The 18,428-nt window shown below is 41.8% G+C and carries 21 protein-coding genes, 1 tRNA gene, 1 rRNA gene and 1 other RNA gene; 9 read left to right on the top strand and 15 right to left on the bottom strand.

The genetic code is table 11. The features are described from left to right. Positions 1-340: 340 nt before the first annotated feature. The gene (locus FIS9605_RS39575) at positions 341-1,219 is read left to right on the top strand and encodes an Hpt domain-containing protein (protein ID WP_051470315.1); all 879 of its coding nucleotides are present in this window, start codon (positions 341-343) and stop codon (positions 1,217-1,219) included. 170 nt (positions 1,220-1,389) lie between these two features. On the opposite strand, the gene cobA is transcribed toward FIS9605_RS39575, so the two are convergent. The 4 genes from cobA to FIS9605_RS0135160 all read right to left on the bottom strand — a co-directional run bounded on the left by cobA (position 1,390) and on the right by FIS9605_RS0135160 (position 4,707). Next, complete coding sequence (cobA, locus tag FIS9605_RS0135175) at positions 1,390-2,184, bottom strand: uroporphyrinogen-III C-methyltransferase (RefSeq protein WP_026736654.1); 795 nt, start codon at positions 2,182-2,184, stop codon at positions 1,390-1,392. Beyond that, positions 2,184-2,942 carry a sirohydrochlorin chelatase gene (locus tag FIS9605_RS0135170; RefSeq protein WP_026736653.1) on the bottom strand — a complete coding sequence of 253 codons (759 nt, stop codon included), beginning with the start codon at positions 2,940-2,942 and terminating at the stop codon, positions 2,184-2,186. Before FIS9605_RS0135170 ends, cobA begins: the two co-directional genes overlap by 1 nt. Before the next feature lie 133 nt (positions 2,943-3,075). Continuing rightward, the gene (locus tag FIS9605_RS0135165; RefSeq protein ID WP_026736652.1) at positions 3,076-3,765 is read right to left on the bottom strand and encodes a manganese catalase family protein; all 690 of its coding nucleotides are present in this window, start codon (positions 3,763-3,765) and stop codon (positions 3,076-3,078) included. A gap of 531 nt (positions 3,766-4,296) precedes the next feature. Beyond that, positions 4,297-4,707, bottom strand: coding sequence for a DUF4359 domain-containing protein (locus tag FIS9605_RS0135160; protein WP_026736651.1), 411 nt, complete (start codon positions 4,705-4,707; stop codon positions 4,297-4,299). A gap of 113 nt (positions 4,708-4,820) precedes the next feature. Between FIS9605_RS0135160 and FIS9605_RS0135155 the strand changes: the two genes are divergently transcribed. Continuing rightward, positions 4,821-4,893: transfer RNA gene (locus tag FIS9605_RS0135155), tRNA-His, on the top strand. 97 nt (positions 4,894-4,990) lie between these two features. Here the strand turns inward: FIS9605_RS0135155 and FIS9605_RS0135150 are convergent. From FIS9605_RS0135150 to FIS9605_RS0135130, 5 genes are all read right to left on the bottom strand, one after another. Next, on the bottom strand, positions 4,991-5,329 hold the full coding sequence (locus tag FIS9605_RS0135150) for a hypothetical protein (protein ID WP_026736650.1): 339 nt from the start codon (positions 5,327-5,329) through the stop codon (positions 4,991-4,993). A gap of 110 nt (positions 5,330-5,439) precedes the next feature. Then, a complete protein-coding gene (locus FIS9605_RS0135145) occupies positions 5,440-5,826 on the bottom strand; it encodes a nuclear transport factor 2 family protein (protein WP_026736649.1) in 387 nt (128 codons plus the stop codon). Positions 5,827-5,900: 74 nt separating this feature from the next. Continuing rightward, positions 5,901-6,653 carry a DUF3598 family protein gene (locus FIS9605_RS0135140; RefSeq protein WP_026736648.1) on the bottom strand — a complete coding sequence of 251 codons (753 nt, stop codon included), beginning with the start codon at positions 6,651-6,653 and terminating at the stop codon, positions 5,901-5,903. Between the two features lie 23 nt (positions 6,654-6,676). Next, complete coding sequence (locus FIS9605_RS0135135) at positions 6,677-7,042, bottom strand: Lin0512 family protein (RefSeq protein ID WP_026736647.1); 366 nt, start codon at positions 7,040-7,042, stop codon at positions 6,677-6,679. Between the two features lie 19 nt (positions 7,043-7,061). Further along, a complete protein-coding gene (locus tag FIS9605_RS0135130) occupies positions 7,062-7,619 on the bottom strand; it encodes a 2'-5' RNA ligase family protein (protein WP_026736646.1) in 558 nt (185 codons plus the stop codon). 18 nt (positions 7,620-7,637) lie between these two features. Here FIS9605_RS0135130 and FIS9605_RS0135125 point away from each other — a divergent pair, with 18 nt between their 5' ends. The 5 genes from FIS9605_RS0135125 (at position 7,638) to queF (ending at position 9,745) form a co-directional block, all read left to right on the top strand. Further along, positions 7,638-7,955, top strand: coding sequence for a YciI family protein (locus FIS9605_RS0135125; protein ID WP_072032464.1), 318 nt, complete (start codon positions 7,638-7,640; stop codon positions 7,953-7,955). Between the two features lie 36 nt (positions 7,956-7,991). Further along, an RNA gene (gene ffs, locus FIS9605_RS40425) (signal recognition particle sRNA small type) lies at positions 7,992-8,088 on the top strand. A gap of 26 nt (positions 8,089-8,114) precedes the next feature. Further along, positions 8,115-8,501 carry a phasin family protein gene (locus FIS9605_RS0135120; RefSeq protein ID WP_026736644.1) on the top strand — a complete coding sequence of 129 codons (387 nt, stop codon included), beginning with the start codon at positions 8,115-8,117 and terminating at the stop codon, positions 8,499-8,501. A 319-nt stretch (positions 8,502-8,820) separates the two neighbouring features. Then, positions 8,821-9,240: a hypothetical protein gene (locus FIS9605_RS0135115; RefSeq protein WP_026736643.1), complete on the top strand. Its 420-nt coding sequence runs from the start codon at positions 8,821-8,823 to the stop codon at positions 9,238-9,240. A gap of 91 nt (positions 9,241-9,331) precedes the next feature. Then, positions 9,332-9,745 (top strand): preQ(1) synthase, encoded by a 414-nt coding sequence (queF, locus tag FIS9605_RS0135105; protein ID WP_026736642.1) that lies wholly within the window; start codon positions 9,332-9,334, stop codon positions 9,743-9,745. Positions 9,746-10,001: 256 nt separating this feature from the next. On the opposite strand, the gene FIS9605_RS0135100 is transcribed toward queF, so the two are convergent. Then, entirely contained in the window at positions 10,002-11,018 is a 1,017-nt protein-coding gene (locus tag FIS9605_RS0135100; RefSeq protein WP_026736641.1) for a sulfate/molybdate ABC transporter ATP-binding protein, read from the bottom strand. 280 nt (positions 11,019-11,298) lie between these two features. Between FIS9605_RS0135100 and chlP the strand changes: the two genes are divergently transcribed. Next, positions 11,299-12,555, top strand: a complete 1,257-nt coding sequence (chlP, locus tag FIS9605_RS0135095) for a geranylgeranyl reductase (protein WP_051470314.1) — start codon at positions 11,299-11,301, stop codon at positions 12,553-12,555. 87 nt (positions 12,556-12,642) lie between these two features. Here chlP and FIS9605_RS0135090 read toward each other — a convergent pair whose 3' ends face one another. After that, positions 12,643-13,962: an OmpP1/FadL family transporter gene (locus tag FIS9605_RS0135090; protein ID WP_051470311.1), complete on the bottom strand. Its 1,320-nt coding sequence runs from the start codon at positions 13,960-13,962 to the stop codon at positions 12,643-12,645. Positions 13,963-14,742: 780 nt separating this feature from the next. On the opposite strand from FIS9605_RS0135090, the gene leuA reads away from it, so the two are divergent. After that, positions 14,743-16,449, top strand: coding sequence for a 2-isopropylmalate synthase (gene leuA / locus FIS9605_RS0135085; protein WP_026736638.1), 1,707 nt, complete (start codon positions 14,743-14,745; stop codon positions 16,447-16,449). Between the two features lie 97 nt (positions 16,450-16,546). Here the strand turns inward: leuA and FIS9605_RS0135080 are convergent, their stop codons facing one another. The 4 genes from FIS9605_RS0135080 to rrf form a co-directional block, all read right to left on the bottom strand. Then, positions 16,547-16,789 (bottom strand): hypothetical protein, encoded by a 243-nt coding sequence (locus FIS9605_RS0135080; RefSeq protein ID WP_026736637.1) that lies wholly within the window; start codon positions 16,787-16,789, stop codon positions 16,547-16,549. Between the two features lie 77 nt (positions 16,790-16,866). After that, positions 16,867-17,217, bottom strand: coding sequence for a hypothetical protein (locus FIS9605_RS0135075; RefSeq protein WP_026736636.1), 351 nt, complete (start codon positions 17,215-17,217; stop codon positions 16,867-16,869). 182 nt (positions 17,218-17,399) lie between these two features. Continuing rightward, positions 17,400-18,017: a hypothetical protein gene (locus FIS9605_RS0135070; protein ID WP_026736635.1), complete on the bottom strand. Its 618-nt coding sequence runs from the start codon at positions 18,015-18,017 to the stop codon at positions 17,400-17,402. A 109-nt stretch (positions 18,018-18,126) separates the two neighbouring features. Further along, positions 18,127-18,244: ribosomal RNA gene (gene rrf / locus FIS9605_RS0135065) — 5S ribosomal RNA — on the bottom strand. Positions 18,245-18,428: the final 184 nt, after the last annotated feature.

Here is an 18,428-nt window from a genome sequence, read left to right as displayed (position 1 = left end):
AAGCCAAGAATATTTGTAGTCATTTTTCAATAAACAGTATAAGTCGCTCACACCCTAATTTAATGAGTTATTAATAGATGTATATTTTATTTCAAAGCTTTATTTTTGAAATCATCGCTTCTTGTTGTGAAATTACTAAATCCTACTTTTTCCTCCGTAGACTCTGTGTGATATATGGTTAATTAAAAAATAGCTGTTTTTAGCTGGAAAGAGAGTAATTTTATGAATCTCTAATTAAGAAGCATCAAAATTATAAATAATCAATTCTGAAAGTTAAACTACAGAATCTACGAAAATTGCTAATTTATAATTTACTAATTTATTATTAGCCATGACCTGTATGTTACAAAACAGGGTTCTAGAAAGCCAAATACAGTTTCTGCAAGAAGTAAATGATAATCTCAATACTCTGGATTCTGTATTTTTGGAACTAAAAGCAAATCATCAAATTTCTACCCAAAACATCAATTTAGCCCTCAGAGCTACTCATTTAATTAAATATGGGGCGAACATCAGAGGATTTCGCTTACTGAGTGATTTTGCTCACCGTTTGGAAGATTCTTTGAATGTTTTAAAAACACGCCTTAACTCTCTAGAAAATGACCCTGAGTTACACAGTTTACTATTAGCTGGAGTTGATTGGCTGCGTCAAATAGTGAAATTACTGTCAGATGGCTATGTTGTGGACGAACAATGGTTAGTGACTTTTTGTTTACCAATGTTTGAGGAACTACAAAAGCATTTGGATGACTCCGTTGTGATGCCAGCAAATGGGCTGCAAGATGTAATACCATTACTATTTCAAACAGAAGTAGAAGAATATTTGCAACGCCTAGAATCTTTATTGCCTGATGGCGAAAAATCTGATTTAAAACCAGAAATTGAGATGATAGCGGCTCAGTTAAGTAGTTTGGGCGAAATACTCCAATTAAAAGATTTTATCCAACTTTGTCAGTCAATTAGGCAACACTTAGACACTGCTGTCTCCAATACAGATGTTACAGAAATTGCTCGATTGGCATTACTAGCATGGCGGCGATCGCAAACATTGATACTCACAAGAAAAATTGATAGCTTGCCTACGAATATTGCTCTCGACTTTGATCAAAAAGTTGACTTTAACAACCAAATCAAGCCAGAAGTGTTTGCAACTAAAATATCTACATTTACATGCCTGCTGGCTTTAGCAATTGTACAATTTTGGGTAATGGTCAGGTAGTGCTGTGAGTGCTAGCGAGTTGCTGGATTGGATTGCTAGCAGTCAATTATCATCCGCAGCAATAAATATCGCCTATTAAACGAGCAAGAATCAGGACGGCATTGTTAATTTTATTTTCCGAACTACGAGAAAGCGCGATCGCTCACCTGTAGATGAGGTTACAGTCGCAACTACAACAGACGACAACCAGATAAAATCTTATGCATATTCACCACTGCACCAATCACAACGATCGCAGGCGCACCAAATCCAGACTTTTCCACTTCCTCTACAATCGTCCCCAACTCACCAATTAATTCTTCCTGATCTGGTCGCGTACCCCAACGCACCAAAGCAATGGGAGTTTCTCCACTCAACCCCGCCTTTATCAACTCTTCGACAATATAAGGCAGATTGTGAATCCCCATGTAAATTACAATCGTCTCTGAACCGTGGGCGATCGCATTCCAATTTACAGCCGGTCGATACTTACCCGCTGCCTCATGCCCTGTAACAAATGTAACAGATGAACTATACAACCGATGGGTCAAAGGAATTCCTGCATAGGCTGGTGCTGCTATTCCCGATGTAATACCGGGTACCACTTCCACAGGTACTCCCGCATTGAGCAATTCTTCCATCTCCTCGCCGCCGCGACCAAAAACAAACGGATCGCCTCCCTTTAAGCGCACAACGATCGCATTATCCTGGGCTTTCTCAATCATTAACTGCGTTGTTTCTTCCTGCATCAGCGAATGACGCCCCCGCCGCTTACCAGCATCAATTTTCTCGGCTTGGGGATTAATCATTGCTAAAATTGCCGGACTGACCAAAGCATCATAGATAACGACATCCGCACACTCCAACAACCCCTTACCTTTGAGCGTCATCAACCCCGGATCTCCAGGCCCAGCACCCACCAAATAAACCTTTCCCAAAACTTTCTTCCCCTCTTCCTCTGCTTCCTCTGCGCCTCTGCGGTTCATTACTTTATTAAATCCCAAATCAGCTCAGCTAATTCTGCACTTACTCCCAAAGGCTCTGCCAGTTGCAAATTCACCTCCGGAAACTGTAATTGTAGCTTTTCTGTTGTCTGAGCGATCGCATCAGTTATTCCACCCGCGAATAAAAAGTATGGCAGAATTGCAATTTGCTTGTACCCAGCGATAATCAACTCTTGAACTTGCGTTTCTAAACTAGGAGGTACAGACCAATAAGCAGTCACTGCGCCTAAATTCTTTGCCATTACTTCCACTGGCTGTCGCGAACCCGGACGACGACTACCATGCGCTAAAAGAATCCTCGCTGTGGCTGTTGCACTCGCGAATTGCTTGGCTAACAAGCGTTCTAAACCAGGGTGACAACCTAAATATGGTTGCAACTCTATCAAGATATCTTGACCAAGAACTTGGCTTGCCAACCCTACCTCAGTCGGAATATCTTCCATCACATGTACTCCTGGTAGCAGAAATAATGGCACGATTTTGAGGCGAAGCTTCTGCAAAGGAGCTATATTCCTAGCAAATTTGATGATTTGCTCGTGTAAAGGTTCTGGACTCAATTCTAAATATGCTGTACCTACTAAAGTTTCACACCTAGCTACAGAAGCAACACCACCAATTGCGGCAATCTCAGCCAAATTAGTTTGTGCTTGTTCCGATACTAGTCTTGCCAACTGCTGCATAGCAATTTCCGGGCGCGGATCTCGACTTCCGTGGGATATCAGCAGATATGCAGATGGCATTGGCAAAAGTGCAACTCAAAACTTCTACTCGTGTTATTTTAGCAAATCTTAAAATTAACTTTTATTTGTTGGTTGTTGTTTGTTGATAGTTGGTTGTTCCATCAACAAACAACAAACAACAACTAACTCTGAATTAAGACTGTTTTTCGGCTAACGGATCGGCAATGTAACGGAAAGTAGGTTCTGAATTCCAAGGGCCGCGTTCATCCTTACCATCACTAGATAAGTTGTAGTAAATATCCACAGTACTATCTGGTTGGATATTACCAAACAACGGATCGGTTAACTTACCCAAAGAATCCAGTGCCTTCATGAACATGTGGGTATGAGATATTTCTCTAGTCAGAAGATGAACAAGCGTTTGTTTAGTACCTTCATCTGGAGCTAGTTTAATTAATTCTTCGTAAGTTTGACGTGCACCAGCTTCAGCACCAATGTCAGCTCTTAAATCGCGCACGATATCACCACCCTCATTAACATAATTAGCAGTCCAAGCATTACCTTGACTATCTAACAAGTGTGGTCCCATACCACGCACAGCAAACAAAGTGCTTTTATAAGCTTCGGTTTGGTCAACATTTTTGGTATGCGCTTCAATGAGCTTACCCACCATTTCTAAATGACCAAACTCTTCAATAGCAATATCTTGGAGCATGTCCCGAATACCAGCATGTTCGCAGTGAAAAGACTGAGTCCAATACTGTAAAGCTGCTGTTAATTCACCTGTAGCACCACCAAACTGCTCTAAAAGAAGTTGAGCAAAACGTGGATTGGCTTCATTAACGTTAACAACATGAATTGTTTCTTTTTTATGAAAGAACATCGGCTAGCTCCCTCTCTTTAAGCGTTTTATTCCCTCAGTTAATAAGTCATTTGTAGAAACACAATGACTCACAAACTGAAAAATTGTCGTACAATAATTCTGCCTGTAAAGTAGTTATTTTTTGGGTTTTAACTACTAAGCTTCAGGCTCTTGCTTCTGTCAAAAGATATTGATTTCGCAAAAAAAACGCGTGCCATATGCTACAGCGGAGGTAATCTCCAAGGGCACACTGGCTCCCCTAATAACTACAGACAGTCAGAACAAAATATGTTTACTTATGACGACCTATCTAAAAATGCTAAACATCACAGCAAATCTTCACCTTCTCCCAAAGAAAGAATTGCTGTTTAATTATTTCTAACTAAAGCTTTATTTTATTTTTGCAGATATTCTTTTAAAATAAGAATCTATACACTTATGTCATAGTTGATAAGATGTTCACCTAAAGCACGCTCAGTATTGCTATTCTTGAGAACCACTAATTCAAATGCTTGATGACTCGACCAAGAACGCGATCGCCCGATGTTTCCCTTAACGCTGTTCAGCTTTGTAAGTATAGAACTGGTCAAAAGCTCCCACTGTCTCAAATTTATAACCGGGTGTGGAAGGCAAAACAGAATCCAGAGCAGGTAGTAAAGAGCTAAGTTTTAAATCTGTACGGTAGATACTAAAAAGTATAAAATTTTGGCGTTCGGTACTTTCTGTAATTAGTTCCCGCATTTGCGGTTGAGTTGAAACTACTACTTGCTTGCAATTGAACTGTATGACGTTTTCTAAGAATTTTGGGGTTTTTTTGCAAACATTCGTTTTGAGATATCCTGTCAGCTGTTGCACTGCATACTCTTCATATTCAACCTGACTGGGATTCGTATGTGCCATTGCCACTCCCAAAGCGGCTAGTCCTACAACTCCCACACATGCCATAATATTTGAGACTTTCATTTTCCAAACAGTCATTTGCTCTGGTCTTTAGACTCCAGATTATCTTAGTCCGTTCCTTGAAAAAAAACTCTAGATCAATTCGCCAATAAAGTGCTATAATCAGAAACACAATGGCGAGCGTAGCCAAGTGGTTAAGGCAGAGGATTGTGGTTCCTCCATCCGTGGGTTCGAATCCCATCGTTCGCCCTTTTCTAGGGATGAAGCACAATCTTACCGTTTCTCAATAACGGTAAAACTAATTGAATTTAGTAGCTCTTGTGACTAATTTCTCACATCCAATTTTTTAGTCTTCATCAAGAGCAGGGAAAAATTCCTCAAATTGCCATAAATTTTCTTTATTTTCAAGGAACCAAATACGAGCTTCTGGAGTTAATTTACTCCAAATGATTTCCACAGAGATATGGGGAGATGCATATCGATACTCCTGACCAAGGGCTTTGAGATTTTCTGCCACATCATCAGGAATACCGAATTCTTGCCAATCAACTTCCCTATGAATTCCAGACACTCCTCTCGCAGGATCAAAAACTAACTGTGCAGTTCTAATCAAATCGGCAAAGTGTACTGGTTTGAGTTTGTTAATTTCCTGAATTTGTGCTGCTTCGTTATTTTCGCGAGACATTGTTACGATCGTGGTGAAGGTTAATTAATCTGTGGGACTTACTCTCAGAGATCTCCACCCCGATGCCTCTAGTTTAGCGCATAGCAGCAAATCTGAGCGATCGCCTCCCTCTAAGAACGCAGTTGTGCCACCATCGCAGCAGGATTCCAGTAAGCGCGAGTCGTTTGAATTTTGCCAGAATCGTTAATCTCAAAAACTGTTATTCCCTCAAATGTCACCGACTTATCACTTTTGCTGATTCCCCGCATAGTCCACTTTACTGCTGCTTCATTGCCTGCAACAAATATATGGTCTGTTGTTGGTTCTAATTTCTCAAAAACTGCTTTTAACTGGCTGATAAATGCACGAAAATTCTCATGGACTTTTGTCGGTGGTTCTCCAACTGGATCGTGACTAACAGCATCCTCGGCAAAATTTTCGAGCCAACCTTCAGGATTCATCGCTGCAATATTAGCAAAGTAGGCAGCAATCACAGTTTCAATTGCTTGCTTTGACATGGCATTAGTCTCCTAGATGATTTAGTCAAAATTTTAACTTGTTATCAATTTGCTAAATCATCACCAGCAAGTTTTTAGGTATCAAAAATAAATGTTTGTAGGGTGAAGCCGATAAAACCAGAACTGTCATAATTGCGAATACCGCGTTGCAATAAATTAGGATTTATCTGCCAATCCACCGCCGCTAGAAAATCTTGTCTACTTGCTATTTGTTGCGGAGAAGTAATGGAAATACCATCGGAGAAATATAAAGTCTGATAATCATCACCTAAATTTTCTAACCGATTCCACGAAACATCGATTGGAGACGACACGAGCCAATCAGATGTGATGGTTTTAGCTGTTCCTCGACCATTTCTACTGAACTCTTTTACAAATGGAGAATTTGGTTTTTCTGGAAAGGTATTTAAACTTTCGACAATAACTAAAATCATTTCTAAACTGCCAGCCTTATCATACATAATGACAACACTGGTACGCCGATCTTCGTATCTAAAACCTGTCTCAAAACCAAAATTTGAATCAGATTCTATCTTTGTAGAACCCCAAGAAAAACTGTTATCTAAAAACAAGCATCTGGTAACAGGTTTTTGATAAGGCCCAAAGGTTTTTGTCTCCTTTCTGCCATCAGCGTATGTATAGTGATTTTGGTGATAAATCTCACTACCATCTGTGCTAATTTGGAAACTTCTAATACAATTAAAACTCTCGATTATCTTTCGTTGGGCAGAATATCTTGTCCAAGTCCCGTTCCAGTCGCTGTTAGCATGATATCGACAAAAATTATCCCAATTTTGTAGCTGTGCTGTGATGTTATCCGTATTCATAAATATTCCATTTGCTGCTCCAGTCACTCATTGTCAACTAGAACTGTAACGGCAGCGACAGCTATCAACATTTCGTCATTTTTGTCGTTGAGTTCGGGAATTGCTCTACCTTGTACAACCATTCCCCCAGACTCAACAGTTAGAGATTTATGACCAAAGGGCAGTACAGCTAGTACTTCCTCTTCCCGCACTTGCTGTGGGTACGGTACTGCAACCTGTACTTCCACAATCATGTCATTGGGGTCACTCAAATCAGCAACTTCCCACACACCAGGCAAGGCGTTGTTAGCAATAGCATTTCTGACTGCCCTCGCTGCTGCTACTGTCGGATCTTGTCCGTGCTGGTCGATACCCATGCCCATTTCGATAATTAAGCGTTTACGTGCCACAGTCACCTCTCATCGCATTTTAGGAAGACAGGAAGGAAAATTCAGCTTTGATATTCCATCGCCTGCCGTCGTGTCGTAGTAACGTTAATTTGTCCGCTGTAAACTCAAAATACAGTTCGCGCTGTTGAAATTCTGGCCAAGCAGCTTTAAAGTTCTGCCGTGTTAAGTCTTTAAACGCCACCGTCATGTGGGGAGCAAAGGGGCGAGTTTGAGAGACTTTGTCTACTATTGCGAGTTCGCGTTGCAAGTGTGTCATTAAAGCAGCTTGCAAAGCTAACAGTTCTGGATTTCTGACCACATTAATGTATATGACGCGGGGAACAAAAGCACCATAACCGCTGAGGGTAATTGGCACTGCCTTTTGCCTACTAGCAAATTCTTGCAAACACGCTTCTAATGCTGGTACATTTTCGTCTAGCCACTCAAAGGGTGGTTGTAGGGTAATATGAGGTGGAGATTTTTGAGCGTGCCGACTGGCGTACTGGTCAGCAAAATACTGCTTAATTTGGTTGGCGTAGTCCTGAATTTCTTGTGGTGGCAGTAGGGCAATGAAAAAAAGATTTTGTGATTTTTGCAAGGGTAGTTTATAAAGCAGATGATCGCTCCGAAAATATTACAACATAAGTTTTTGATTGGATGCAAGCAAATGCCCACTTTTGTGAAGATTGAAGAAGGCAAAGTTGATAAATCTACCTTTGACCTACACGTAAGTGCCCATAAAGCTTACGTACGAGATTTGATTGCCAAAGGACACAAAGCTAGAACTGGCTACTGGGCACAGATGGAAGGCGGCATGATGGTATTTGAAGCCGCATCAATGGAAGAAGCACAGGCGATCGCAGCCAATGACCCACTGGTCAAAAACGACTGTGTCAACTACAAATTATATGAATGGCGAATTGTAGTCGAATAACACACACTATAGAAATTTAATGCTATGCTATTTCTAGACCTGGATCTATGCGACTGTAACGCCCAAATCTTGTCAGGACCGGAAGGTAGCAGCAACACGGGATGCTTACAGTAGGCGTAGTCTCCGGGTCGCCCTATTTTTAGGAGCGTAAAAGCAGTAATGCCTGGTTTTGGAGATATTGTTAAAAAAGCTTTTTACCTCGGTGTTGGATTAGCTTCTTACGCGAGCGAGAGAGCGGGCGGAACATTATCCGAAGTGCGATCGCAAGTCCAAAAGCTGGCAGACGAAATGGTGGCACGGGGTGAAATGACAACAGAGGAAGCCCGCCGTTTTGTTGAAGATATGATGAAGCAAGCTCAACAGCAATCAACATCCGATCCAACGGTTGAAACAACCCCTCCCTCTGAACCGCGTCGCATTGAAATCATCGAAGATGATGAGCAGCCAACAGCGAAAGTTGCTCAAACCGATGAAGATGTAGATCAGTTGCGCCAGCAAGTTCTAGAACTGCAAGACGAGTTAAAGCGCCTGCAACGCGACAAATAATTGGCAATTTGTGATGGGTTGAGATTAGTAGTGCAATACTGATATCAACCCATTACTCTATGGCTTAAAATTTTAGTTAAAACCTGTTCCTCAGGGTGTGCTTCAGTGCTTCGGTGCTAAGTAGTACTGAACATCTACGGGCATTTGGTTGCGACAAGACAATAATACCCAAAGAGAAGTTGCTGAAAGGGTGTCTACGCAATGCTTACGTACCCACCCTCCGGAAAAACGTCTACTCTCAGGAAATCCAAAACAACAGGCAATTTCTGGCAGATACACCAGTGTCCTCTATTTACATAGCCAGTAAGGCGTTAGTTTTATGGAAAATTGGCAAAAAGAAATTTGGGAAATGGTACAAACAGTGGCTGATGAAGTAGAACACTTTTTCCAAGGGATGAGTGAAATGGTAGATACTTTTTTTGAAGTCACGGAAGAAATAACCGAGCAATTGCAAAATACAATTGCTACTGAGGTTGACCAGTATTTGCAAGATTTAGCTGAGCAAATTTACTGGGAACTAGAAGATGTGGTAGGAGATGATTTAGATCCGGCTTTTCCTTACCCAGTTGAACCCTCGGTAGAACAAAATCCCGCTTGTATAGGTTGTTGTCATTACCACGGTCAAGTTTATGGTGGTAATTTATTAGTCTGCGGTATGCACCCCTACGGATGGGAGGGTGAAAATTGCCCAGACTGGGAAGCAGATGAATTACCAGATTGGGAAGCAGAAGATTTATAAGTCAAAAGTCACGCATTCAAAAGTCAAAAGTTTAAATTCTAATGACCAATGACCAATGACCAATGACCATTGACTAATTTTGAATTTGTCCATGAGCAATTCCTCACCTGAAACTGTATCTCAGCCAAGTCAAGAAATGAAGTATGGCGAACGCAATATTGCGGAAGGAAAACTAATTACATTTCCCAATCCGCGTGTGGGACGTCGCTATAAAATTGACATATCATTGCCGGAATTTACCTGTAAATGCCCATTTTCTGGCTATCCTGACTTTGCCACAATTCACATTACCTACATACCCGATCAACTGGTAGTGGAATTAAAGGCGCTAAAGCTTTACATTAACAGTTACCGCGATCGCTATATTTCCCACGAAGAATCAGCTAATCAAATTTTGGATGATTTTGTCGCCGCTTGCGATCCTTTGGAAATAACTGTTAAAGCGGATTTTGCACCACGTGGTAACGTGCATACGGTGATTGAGGTGCATCACGTGAAGTCATAGCTAAGGTGGTTAGTGGTTAGTAGTTAGTAGTTAGTGGGCAAAAACTACTTCCTAAGACTTGTTCACATACTTAGTACAACATTAAATAAGTTCATAGCGAAATTTTTGCACCAAGACTCTACGCCCCTCTGCGTTTCAAATTGCTACTCTTTGCCGTGACATACTAGTTCAGAATTTGAGCTAACTTGATTGGCAACAACCAAAAATACCCCTGTTTATTGGGGTGAATATTGGCTTTCAACTTGTTTGCTTATTTTTAAATTGAATAATACAGCGGAAAAGACTTAGCATCCTTCGGTTTTACATACACCTTTTGCTGCGGTTCCAACTTCAATTGATCAAAGCGATCGCGTGTTAAGTGTGCTGTCACTACTTGCCCATCATCTAAAGACAATTCCGCTTGAATTTCCCAGCCTAAATGTATCAATCGACTCACCCTTGCAGGTACGGTAGTGCCATTGGGGGAGGTTTCTATAATTACATCTTGCGGACGCAAGAACATTTCTGGGTGTGCCGAATCGAACCCGTTACCTTGGAAAATTCGCGAAGTACTAGGTAACACGTTCACAGGCCCGATAAAACTCATCACAAATGCTGTGGCGGGATGATCGTAAATTTCCGCAGGTGTCCCCACCTGTTCCACACGTCCTTTATTCATCACCACGATTTCATCTGAGACTTCCATCGCTTCTTCTTGATCGTGAGTAACAAAAACAGTGGTAACATGCACTTCATCATGCAGCCGCCGCAACCAAGCGCGTAGGTCTTTACGAACTTTGGCATCCAGCGCACCGAAGGGTTCATCTAGCAATAATACCTTGGGTTCTGCTGCCAATGCCCTTGCTAAGGCTACCCTTTGCCGTTGACCGCCGGATAATTGTGATGGGTAGCGATCGCCCAGCCCACTCAGTTGCACCAATTCCAGCAATTGTTCTACCCGCATCTTGATTTTTGCTTTTGGAACCTTGCGAATCTCCAAACCAAAAGCAATATTTTGCCGCACTGTCATGTGCTTAAATAAAGCATAGTGCTGAAATACAAACCCAATATTCCGTTCTTGCACGCTTTGATAGGTAGCATCCTTGCCAGTCAGCAAAATTTTGCCGCTATCTGGCATTTCCAAGCCAGCAATTAACCGCAACAGAGTAGACTTTCCTGAACCTGATGGTCCTAACAAAGCCACAAGCGAGCCACTTTCAATCTCCAGACTCACCCGATCAACCGCTTTGAAACTGCCAAACTGTTTGGATACGTTTTCAACTACTATGCCCACTGGTAGGAACCTCTGCAAATAATCTACGGCTTTTTGATGGGTTTTTCGTATATTATATATACCATAAGCAGCATACTCTTGGGTATAAAAGTTTTAATACTCTGTTGTTGTAGTTAGTGTTTAGTAGTTATGTAGAGACGCGATTAATCGCGTCAGTGGTTATTTTTTTAAACACTCCTCCCCCAATCCCCGATCCCCTACTTTGCGAAACATTAAGGAATATTGCAATTCCGTGAAATCCTGAGAGTGACAGATAAATCCGCTAAAACTCCGTGATACGATGCTTTCGGTAAATGTGAAGATTGGGAGTAGACCTTTGACACTACGGGTTGCTGTTATTGGGTCAGGCCCAGCTGGCTCATCTGCCGCAGAGACTTTGGCGAAAGCTGGGATTGAAACCTACCTGTTTGAGCGCAAGCTAGACAATGCCAAGCCATGTGGCGGTGCAATTCCCCTGTGCATGGTCAGTGAATTTGACCTGCCCAAGGATATCATCGATCGCCAAGTGCGGAAGATGAAAATGATTTCACCCTCCAATCGTGAGGTTGATATCAATCTTGAAAAAGAAGAAGAATATATAGGAATGTGTCGTCGCGAGGTGCTAGATGGTTATCTGCGGAATCGCGCGGCAAAATTAGGCGCACATTTAATAAATGCCACCGTTCATAAACTTGATATTCCCACAAACAACACTGACCCTTATACCATCCATTACGTAGACCATACAGAAGGTGGTGCTCAGGGCATTACCAAAACCCTGAAAGTTGATTTAATTATCGGGGCGGATGGGGCCAATTCCCGTATTGCCAAGGAAATTGATGCTGGGGATTACAATTATGCGATCGCTTTTCAAGAGCGCATTCGCCTACCCCAAGAGCAAATGGTCTATTACAACGACCTAGCGGAAATGTACGTCGGTGACGACGTTTCTACCGATTTCTACGCTTGGGTTTTCCCCAAATACGACCACGTAGCTGTTGGCACCGGCACGATGCACGTTAACAAAGCCAGCATCAAACAATTGCAAGCTGGTATCCGCGCCCGTGCTGCCCGCAAGCTGATAGGCGGTCAAATCATCAAAGTCGAAGCACACCCCATTCCCGAACATCCCCGTCCCCGTCGCGTTGTCGGTCGTGTGGCTTTGGTTGGAGATGCTGCGGGCTATGTTACCAAGTCCTCTGGCGAAGGCATTTACTTTGCTGCCAAGTCCGGGCGGATGTGTGCCGAAACTATTGTGGAAATGTCCAACGGCGGTACTCGCATCCCCACGGAAGCTGACCTCAAGGTTTACCTGAAGCGCTGGGATAAGAAATACGGACTCACCTACAAGGTGCTAGACCTCCTACAAACCGTCTTTTACCGTTCCGATGCTACCCGTGAAGCATTTGTGGAAATGTGTGCTGACCTTGATGTACAGCGGCTGACTTTTGATAGCTACCTGTATAAAACAGTTGTGCCAGCTAATCCCATCACCCAGCTCAAAATTACTGCCAAGACAATTGGTAGCTTAATTCGCGGTAATGCTCTCGCTCCGTAATCGGAAAATACAGAGACTTAGGGAATTAGAAAAAACACAAGATGCACCTGATTCGGGGGAGTTCTCCGCTTTAGGTGCGTCTAGTTTTCAGAAGCTCCAGTTTAACTGCACTCCCACAATATCCACCTGATTGTCATACTCACCTTTGAGAATCCCTTCAGTTGTACTCACCTGTTCAATAGGGGCATCACCAAGAAATAAATGAGCGTAACCCACATCTAAACTGAGCGAATCAGAAGGCCGCCAACTAGCGCCCACCGCTACCCAAGTGCGATCGCTATCTGGAATACGGGCGGTGCGGTATTCGTCTTTCACTGGGGTAAGGTCGTAAGCAACCCCTGCTCGTAAAGTGAGGGCATTATTCACTTGATAGTTAACCCCTAAACCCAAACGCACTGTATCTTGCCAATTTTGAGGTTGCACTTTATCAGGTTGATCTGGGTTATCAAACTCAATTCGCAGCTCGTCAAAACGGCTCCAGTTTGTCCAAGTTACATCCCCTGTAATGGCAACTTGAGGAGATACCTTTTGGTAGACGCTCAAGGAAAGATTGTCAGGCAGTTTCAGTTCCGCTTTGGCATCTGTATCTGTGAATAACCCGTGCTGAGTAATAGGTGCAGCAACTGTGGGAACCGAAAAATCTGCATTGCCTTTGAGTTGGTGGGTAATGGCAGAACGGTACGCCAGTCCAATACGAGTATTTTTGCTGGGAGTGTAGAGAATTCCTAAGTTATAGCCCCAACTCCAATCGTCACCTGTCACCTCTACAAAACCATCGGCAGATTGGGGTAGCGATCGCAATCCGAAACTACTACCAATCAATCCCAAATCAATGGCATTGGAAAGTTCTGCATTGGCATATTGAAGATTTACGCCAGCACCAACAGAAAGCTGCTCGTTTAGTTTTGCAGCGACTGCTGGATTAATGTTAATCGTTGTGAGCTTGGATTTGACTGCTTGATAACGCCCCACCCAGTCCGATTGATACTCCGTTGTCAGAGCGAATGGTACATTCACACCCAGACCAAGTTTGATGCTTCGAGAAAGACTCCAAGCGGTGTAAAGGTTGGGAACTACCGCGTTTACACCAGCTTCTCCCCCCTCACCCCCGCGCAACGGAGTACCGTTAATTAGTGACGATCCCTGGTTCTCAAACCGAACTGTGGGCGAGAGATAGAAAGCAGCACCTTGAACTGAGTTACCAGACAATTGGGTTAATGCCGCTGGATTGAAAAAAATAGCGCTGGCATCTTCTACTGTAGCTCCTCCAGAAAAAGCGTTACCTAAACCTTTGACACTTTGTTCAGATAAGGCAAACCCAGATGCTTGGGCAATTTGGGGATGACTGAAAATACTGAGAACCAACCAGGGTAGTAGAAACCAAAGTTGCGGTCTTAAAGGTTGCATTGTAATTGCTAATTCTCCAGAATTTTGTCCGCCAAGTTCTGATAAATAGGGTTTTATGTTATTTAAGAGTGAAAATTATTACTTCCTTTGGTGGGATTTTATCAGGGAAAGAAATTAGCATTGCCCAAAAGTAATAATTTTTTTCACGAAGAAATTTGACTTTAACTTGACTAAATTATTTGTAATAGGATCAATGTCTGAATTTATTTATGATTGATTTCCTCAAAGATTTTTAGACTTTACCTATTGACCTATAAATTTTATAGAGTTACAATTATCCTTAAGAATTGGTTTGTAAAACTATGCTCGTAAAGCAGCTATCTCTACAACTATTTTCTAGCCTTCTACTAGGGCTGGGGCTGCTACTGCGCCTTGGGCGCAAATAGATTTTACATGAGCTAAATAGATTTTTTGTTGATTGAAATCAGCACCTGATTCTTTTGAGGAATCGCTATTGGTAGATTAAACAAATAATGGTTAATCGCCAATGATACTAATTTAAGAGTTTGGACAGATGCAAAGATTTTGGAATGCGGCAAAGTGCTTGACGTGAAAAGTTCTTTGTCATTTCAACCTTTGCTCATACCACTAATAATACATATTGAAACAATACTTGTTGGAGATTTTTATGCAACTACATCTGCTGCTGGAGACATTACTACGACTACCTGTGGGTTCTCAGGTTTGGACAATGTGGCAACCTGACAGCCCAATTTTTTCTGTAATACCTTGTGCCACAACGCCTCATAACAACGATCAACAACAAAGGAAGAAACGAACGTGTTAAAGAATCCTGCAACAAAATATCGCCCATTTGCACCAATTAATTTGAGCGATCGCACTTGGACAAATAAAATAATTACTCATCCTCCCATTTGGTTGAGTACGGATTTACGAGATGGGAACCAGGCGTTAATTGAACCGATGAATGTAGAGCGTAAGTTACGCCTGTTTAATCTTTTAGTAAGCATTGGTTTCAAGGAAATTGAAGTCGCTTTTCCATCCGCTTCGCAAACCGACTTTGATTTTGTTCGATCCTTGATTGAGCAGGAATTAATCCCTGATGATGTCACGATTCAAGTTTTGACACAAGCTAGAGAAGACTTGATTCGTCGTACCTTTGCAGCTTTAAGAGGAGCAAAAAGTGCGATCGTGCATTTGTACAATGCAACTTCTCCTGTATTTCGTCGCACCGTTTTTGGCTTAGATCGTCTGGGAACAATCAATCTGGCAGTTTCCGCAGCCAAACTATTTACTGAATTGGCAGCAGAACACCCAGAGACAAATTGGCAATTCCAGTATTCGCCCGAAACCTTTACAGCAACAGAACTCGACTTCGCCAAAGAAATTTGCGATGCAGTTTTGGATATCTGGCAACCCACACCGCAGCACAAAGCTATCATCAATCTGCCTGCAACTGTAGAGGTGGCGACACCGAATACATTTGCCGATCAAGTAGAGTGGATGCACCGCAACTTACAACGGAGAGATAGCGTCATTATTAGCGTGCATCCGCACAACGATCGCGGTTGTGCAGTAGCAGCAGCAGAACTAGCCCAAATGGCAGGCGCAGAGAGGGTTGAGGGTTGTTTGTTTGGCAATGGCGAACGCACTGGTAATGTCGATTTAGTCACGCTGGCTTTGAATCTCTATACCCAAGGCATCCATCCTGGTTTGGATTTTTCCAACATTAACGAAGTGGCGAGAATTATTGAAGATAGTACGCAACTACCCATTCATCCCCGTCATCCCTATGTCGGTGACTTAGTGTTCACAGCTTTTTCGGGTTCCCATCAAGACGCGATTAAGAAAGGCTTTGCCGTACAAAAACCAGATGCCTTCTGGGAAGTTCCATACTTGCCACTCGATCCAGCAGATGTCGGACGCACATATGAATCTGTGGTACGAGTGAACAGTCAGTCTGGGAAAGGGGGCATTGCTTTCTTGCTGGAACGGGACTATGATTTAGTCTTGCCTCGACGCTTGCAGATTGAGTTTAGCCAAGCAGTACAAACACAAATGGATGCTTCTGGGAGAGAAATGTCCTCTCGCGATCTTTGGCAGTTGTTTGAGCAAGAGTATTTACACGCATGTGCGCCGCTGAAGTACATGACTCATCACTTATCTGAAACTGATGATTACAGTGGAGTGCAAAACATTTCAGTAAAATTGCAACTGCATGAGAAAATTATCACAGTTCACGGTCAAGGCAATGGGCCTATTGATGCTTTTGTCAATGCTCTCGGTTTGGGTGTGCGAATTCACCATTACGAAGAGCGATCGCGCAATGGTGGTAGTAACGCAAATGCGATCGCCTACATAGAGATTGCAGCTGATTTTATTCCAGGTTTGTTATACGGAGTCGGTATTCACTCTAATATCGTTACAGCCTCGCTGCTTGCAATTTTGGGTGCAGTCAATCGCGCATTGCAGCGTATAAATGCACAGATGCAAGCGGAGATACTTTTGAGGCTGGGAGTAAGCTAAAGTTGTATCTTTAGGTATCCATTTGTTAATTGAGGGCGATCGCGCAATTGTGGCAGTAATGCTAATGCGATCGCTTGCATTAGTAGTATTAGTCCCACTAGTAAATTACCACCGGAGGAGGCTTTTCGGAACCACCATACCCAATAAATACAGAAGCATGATCGCGATCCTTTACTTGTACCTCATCTGCGATCCAAGTCTTTCCAAATTCAACCAATTGATATACGCAATCATTGTCCCAGCTCCAGACATAGAGCGTATTAGCGTACCAGTGATGCCCTATGTCTCTAAGAGCCAAGCCTAAATTACTGTAAAGCTGACCTGTCTTTGTTCTCTGCAATCGAGTGATTACATAGTAAAACTTAGCCGTAGATGTTTGTTTTGGTATAGATTTGCCAAAATCGGTTCTGGCTTGAATTAATTCTTATACTTTACCTTGAGTCGATAACGACTTTTACCTTTCTGACCTAGTGTTACGTTGATTCCCTCTACCTCTTGAAATGCATTTATATCTAAACCTTGCATAACTTCACGATCTAGTTCTATCTCCATTTCATCTACACCGTTATCCTTACCAGCTTTAATAATGGTTTCTATGTTTTTCGCATCGTCTTTTCCAAGACTTCCAGGCTGAAAGAATTGTTTGAGCATTACATAGACTAATCCCATAGGGCTAAAAGGAATAATAGCAGGTGCTATTGCTGCAAAATCAACTAAATCTGAATCTGGTTCAAGTTGCTTCGTTTTAGGGTTATAGTAGAAAGTCATAGCTAGCAATGGGAATCTTTCAAAGCTTTGTTTTACTTAGTGTTCCCAAATTTCTGCATCATGCTTACATCATTTTAAGCAAAGTTTGTTTTGAGGAACGAAATCCAAAGTTTACCATTAGACTTGACTTTGGGTTTAGCTTCCTTCCACGCAATCGCTACCAGCTCGTTGAATATAGTAAATTAGCTGGTAGAGTAAGCATTAAACAATGTTTCCCAATTATCATAATGTTGCAGTAATTTTTCATGTTGAGTAATAATATCTAATTCTGAAAAAATTAATAGTTCAGGATTAGGTTTAAGAGACAAACATTCTTCCTTGCTAATATCAATGATGTAACCGCCATATAAAAACCTAATCTCTTCTTTTAAATCTTTTGAACCATTCGTTTCTAAGTGAGAAAATACTTTATCTCTCCACACATAATATCTTTTAATCTCTTCTTTCCTTTCTTTGATTGCCTGAACTATACAATCTTTTTTATTTTGTTTACTCTCATCGTATTGTGTAAATTTCTTAAAAATATCTTCGAGATTTTCTTCTAACTGTCTGATAGTAGAGAGACATGAAATTAATCTTGCATAAAATCTAATACGTAATTTTTCAAGACTTTTTTGAGTTTCTCTAAATTCATTAGAAAAAGGTTTTTCTTTTGCATATTTGATAAAATCTTTTCTAAGCTTAGGATAGTCTGACCTTTGATAATCATGTTTTTCTTCTTCGTATAAATAATCTAAAACATTTAAAGCCATAAGTATAGAAGCAGAACTTATTCCAAATTTAATAGCAATATTTCTCATCTGTATATATTTCCAAAAGAAAATACTCAAAGAATAAATATAGACATTTCTATAACCATAATTCAAAAAGCCCCTCTGGTAATTACAGAGAGGCTTTTTTATGATTAAGTCCTGGCATCGAGCTATTTTGGCGGTCGGCAACCCGACAACTATCGTCGCCGCAGCAGCGTTTCACAACTGAGTTCGGGATGGGTTCAGAGTGGTTCCACCGCGCCATTGACACCAGGAAAACTTTTTGGTGTTTGTTGGTTGTTGGTGGTTGGTTGTAAAAAACTGCAAACAACTAACAACCATCAACCATCAACAAAACCCTGAAGACTGCACAGAGAAAGCGAAATTCACCAAAGTTTGTAGAGGTCAAGCCCTCGGTCTATTAGTACTCCTCAGCTTCATACATTACTGCACTTCCAC

This window comes from Fischerella sp. PCC 9605 (assembly GCF_000517105.1).
Lineage (GTDB): Bacteria > Cyanobacteriota > Cyanobacteriia > Cyanobacteriales > Nostocaceae > PCC9605.
The sequence above is the reverse complement of the archived record's forward strand: the minus strand, read 5'-3'. Positions and strand labels throughout refer to the sequence as shown.

Coding starts and splice junctions, on each gene's coding strand:
- FIS9605_RS39575 (WP_051470315.1), top strand. CDS start 341: ATGTTACAAAACAGGGTTCTAGAAAGCCAAATACAGTTTCTGCAAGAA.
- cobA (WP_026736654.1), bottom strand. CDS start 2,184: ATGAACCGCAGAGGCGCAGAGGAAGCAGAGGAAGAGGGGAAGAAAGTT.
- FIS9605_RS0135170 (WP_026736653.1), bottom strand. CDS start 2,942: ATGCCATCTGCATATCTGCTGATATCCCACGGAAGTCGAGATCCGCGC.
- FIS9605_RS0135165 (WP_026736652.1), bottom strand. CDS start 3,765: ATGTTCTTTCATAAAAAAGAAACAATTCATGTTGTTAACGTTAATGAA.
- FIS9605_RS0135160 (WP_026736651.1), bottom strand. CDS start 4,707: ATGAAAGTCTCAAATATTATGGCATGTGTGGGAGTTGTAGGACTAGCC.
- FIS9605_RS0135150 (WP_026736650.1), bottom strand. CDS start 5,329: ATGTCTCGCGAAAATAACGAAGCAGCACAAATTCAGGAAATTAACAAA.
- FIS9605_RS0135145 (WP_026736649.1), bottom strand. CDS start 5,826: ATGTCAAAGCAAGCAATTGAAACTGTGATTGCTGCCTACTTTGCTAAT.
- FIS9605_RS0135140 (WP_026736648.1), bottom strand. CDS start 6,653: ATGAATACGGATAACATCACAGCACAGCTACAAAATTGGGATAATTTT.
- FIS9605_RS0135125 (WP_072032464.1), top strand. CDS start 7,638: ATGATCGCTCCGAAAATATTACAACATAAGTTTTTGATTGGATGCAAG.
- FIS9605_RS0135120 (WP_026736644.1), top strand. CDS start 8,115: ATGCCTGGTTTTGGAGATATTGTTAAAAAAGCTTTTTACCTCGGTGTT.
- FIS9605_RS0135115 (WP_026736643.1), top strand. CDS start 8,821: ATGGAAAATTGGCAAAAAGAAATTTGGGAAATGGTACAAACAGTGGCT.
- queF (WP_026736642.1), top strand. CDS start 9,332: ATGAGCAATTCCTCACCTGAAACTGTATCTCAGCCAAGTCAAGAAATG.
- chlP (WP_051470314.1), top strand. CDS start 11,299: ATGCTTTCGGTAAATGTGAAGATTGGGAGTAGACCTTTGACACTACGG.
- FIS9605_RS0135090 (WP_051470311.1), bottom strand. CDS start 13,962: ATGCAACCTTTAAGACCGCAACTTTGGTTTCTACTACCCTGGTTGGTT.
- FIS9605_RS0135075 (WP_026736636.1), bottom strand. CDS start 17,217: ATGACTTTCTACTATAACCCTAAAACGAAGCAACTTGAACCAGATTCA.
- FIS9605_RS0135070 (WP_026736635.1), bottom strand. CDS start 18,017: ATGAGAAATATTGCTATTAAATTTGGAATAAGTTCTGCTTCTATACTT.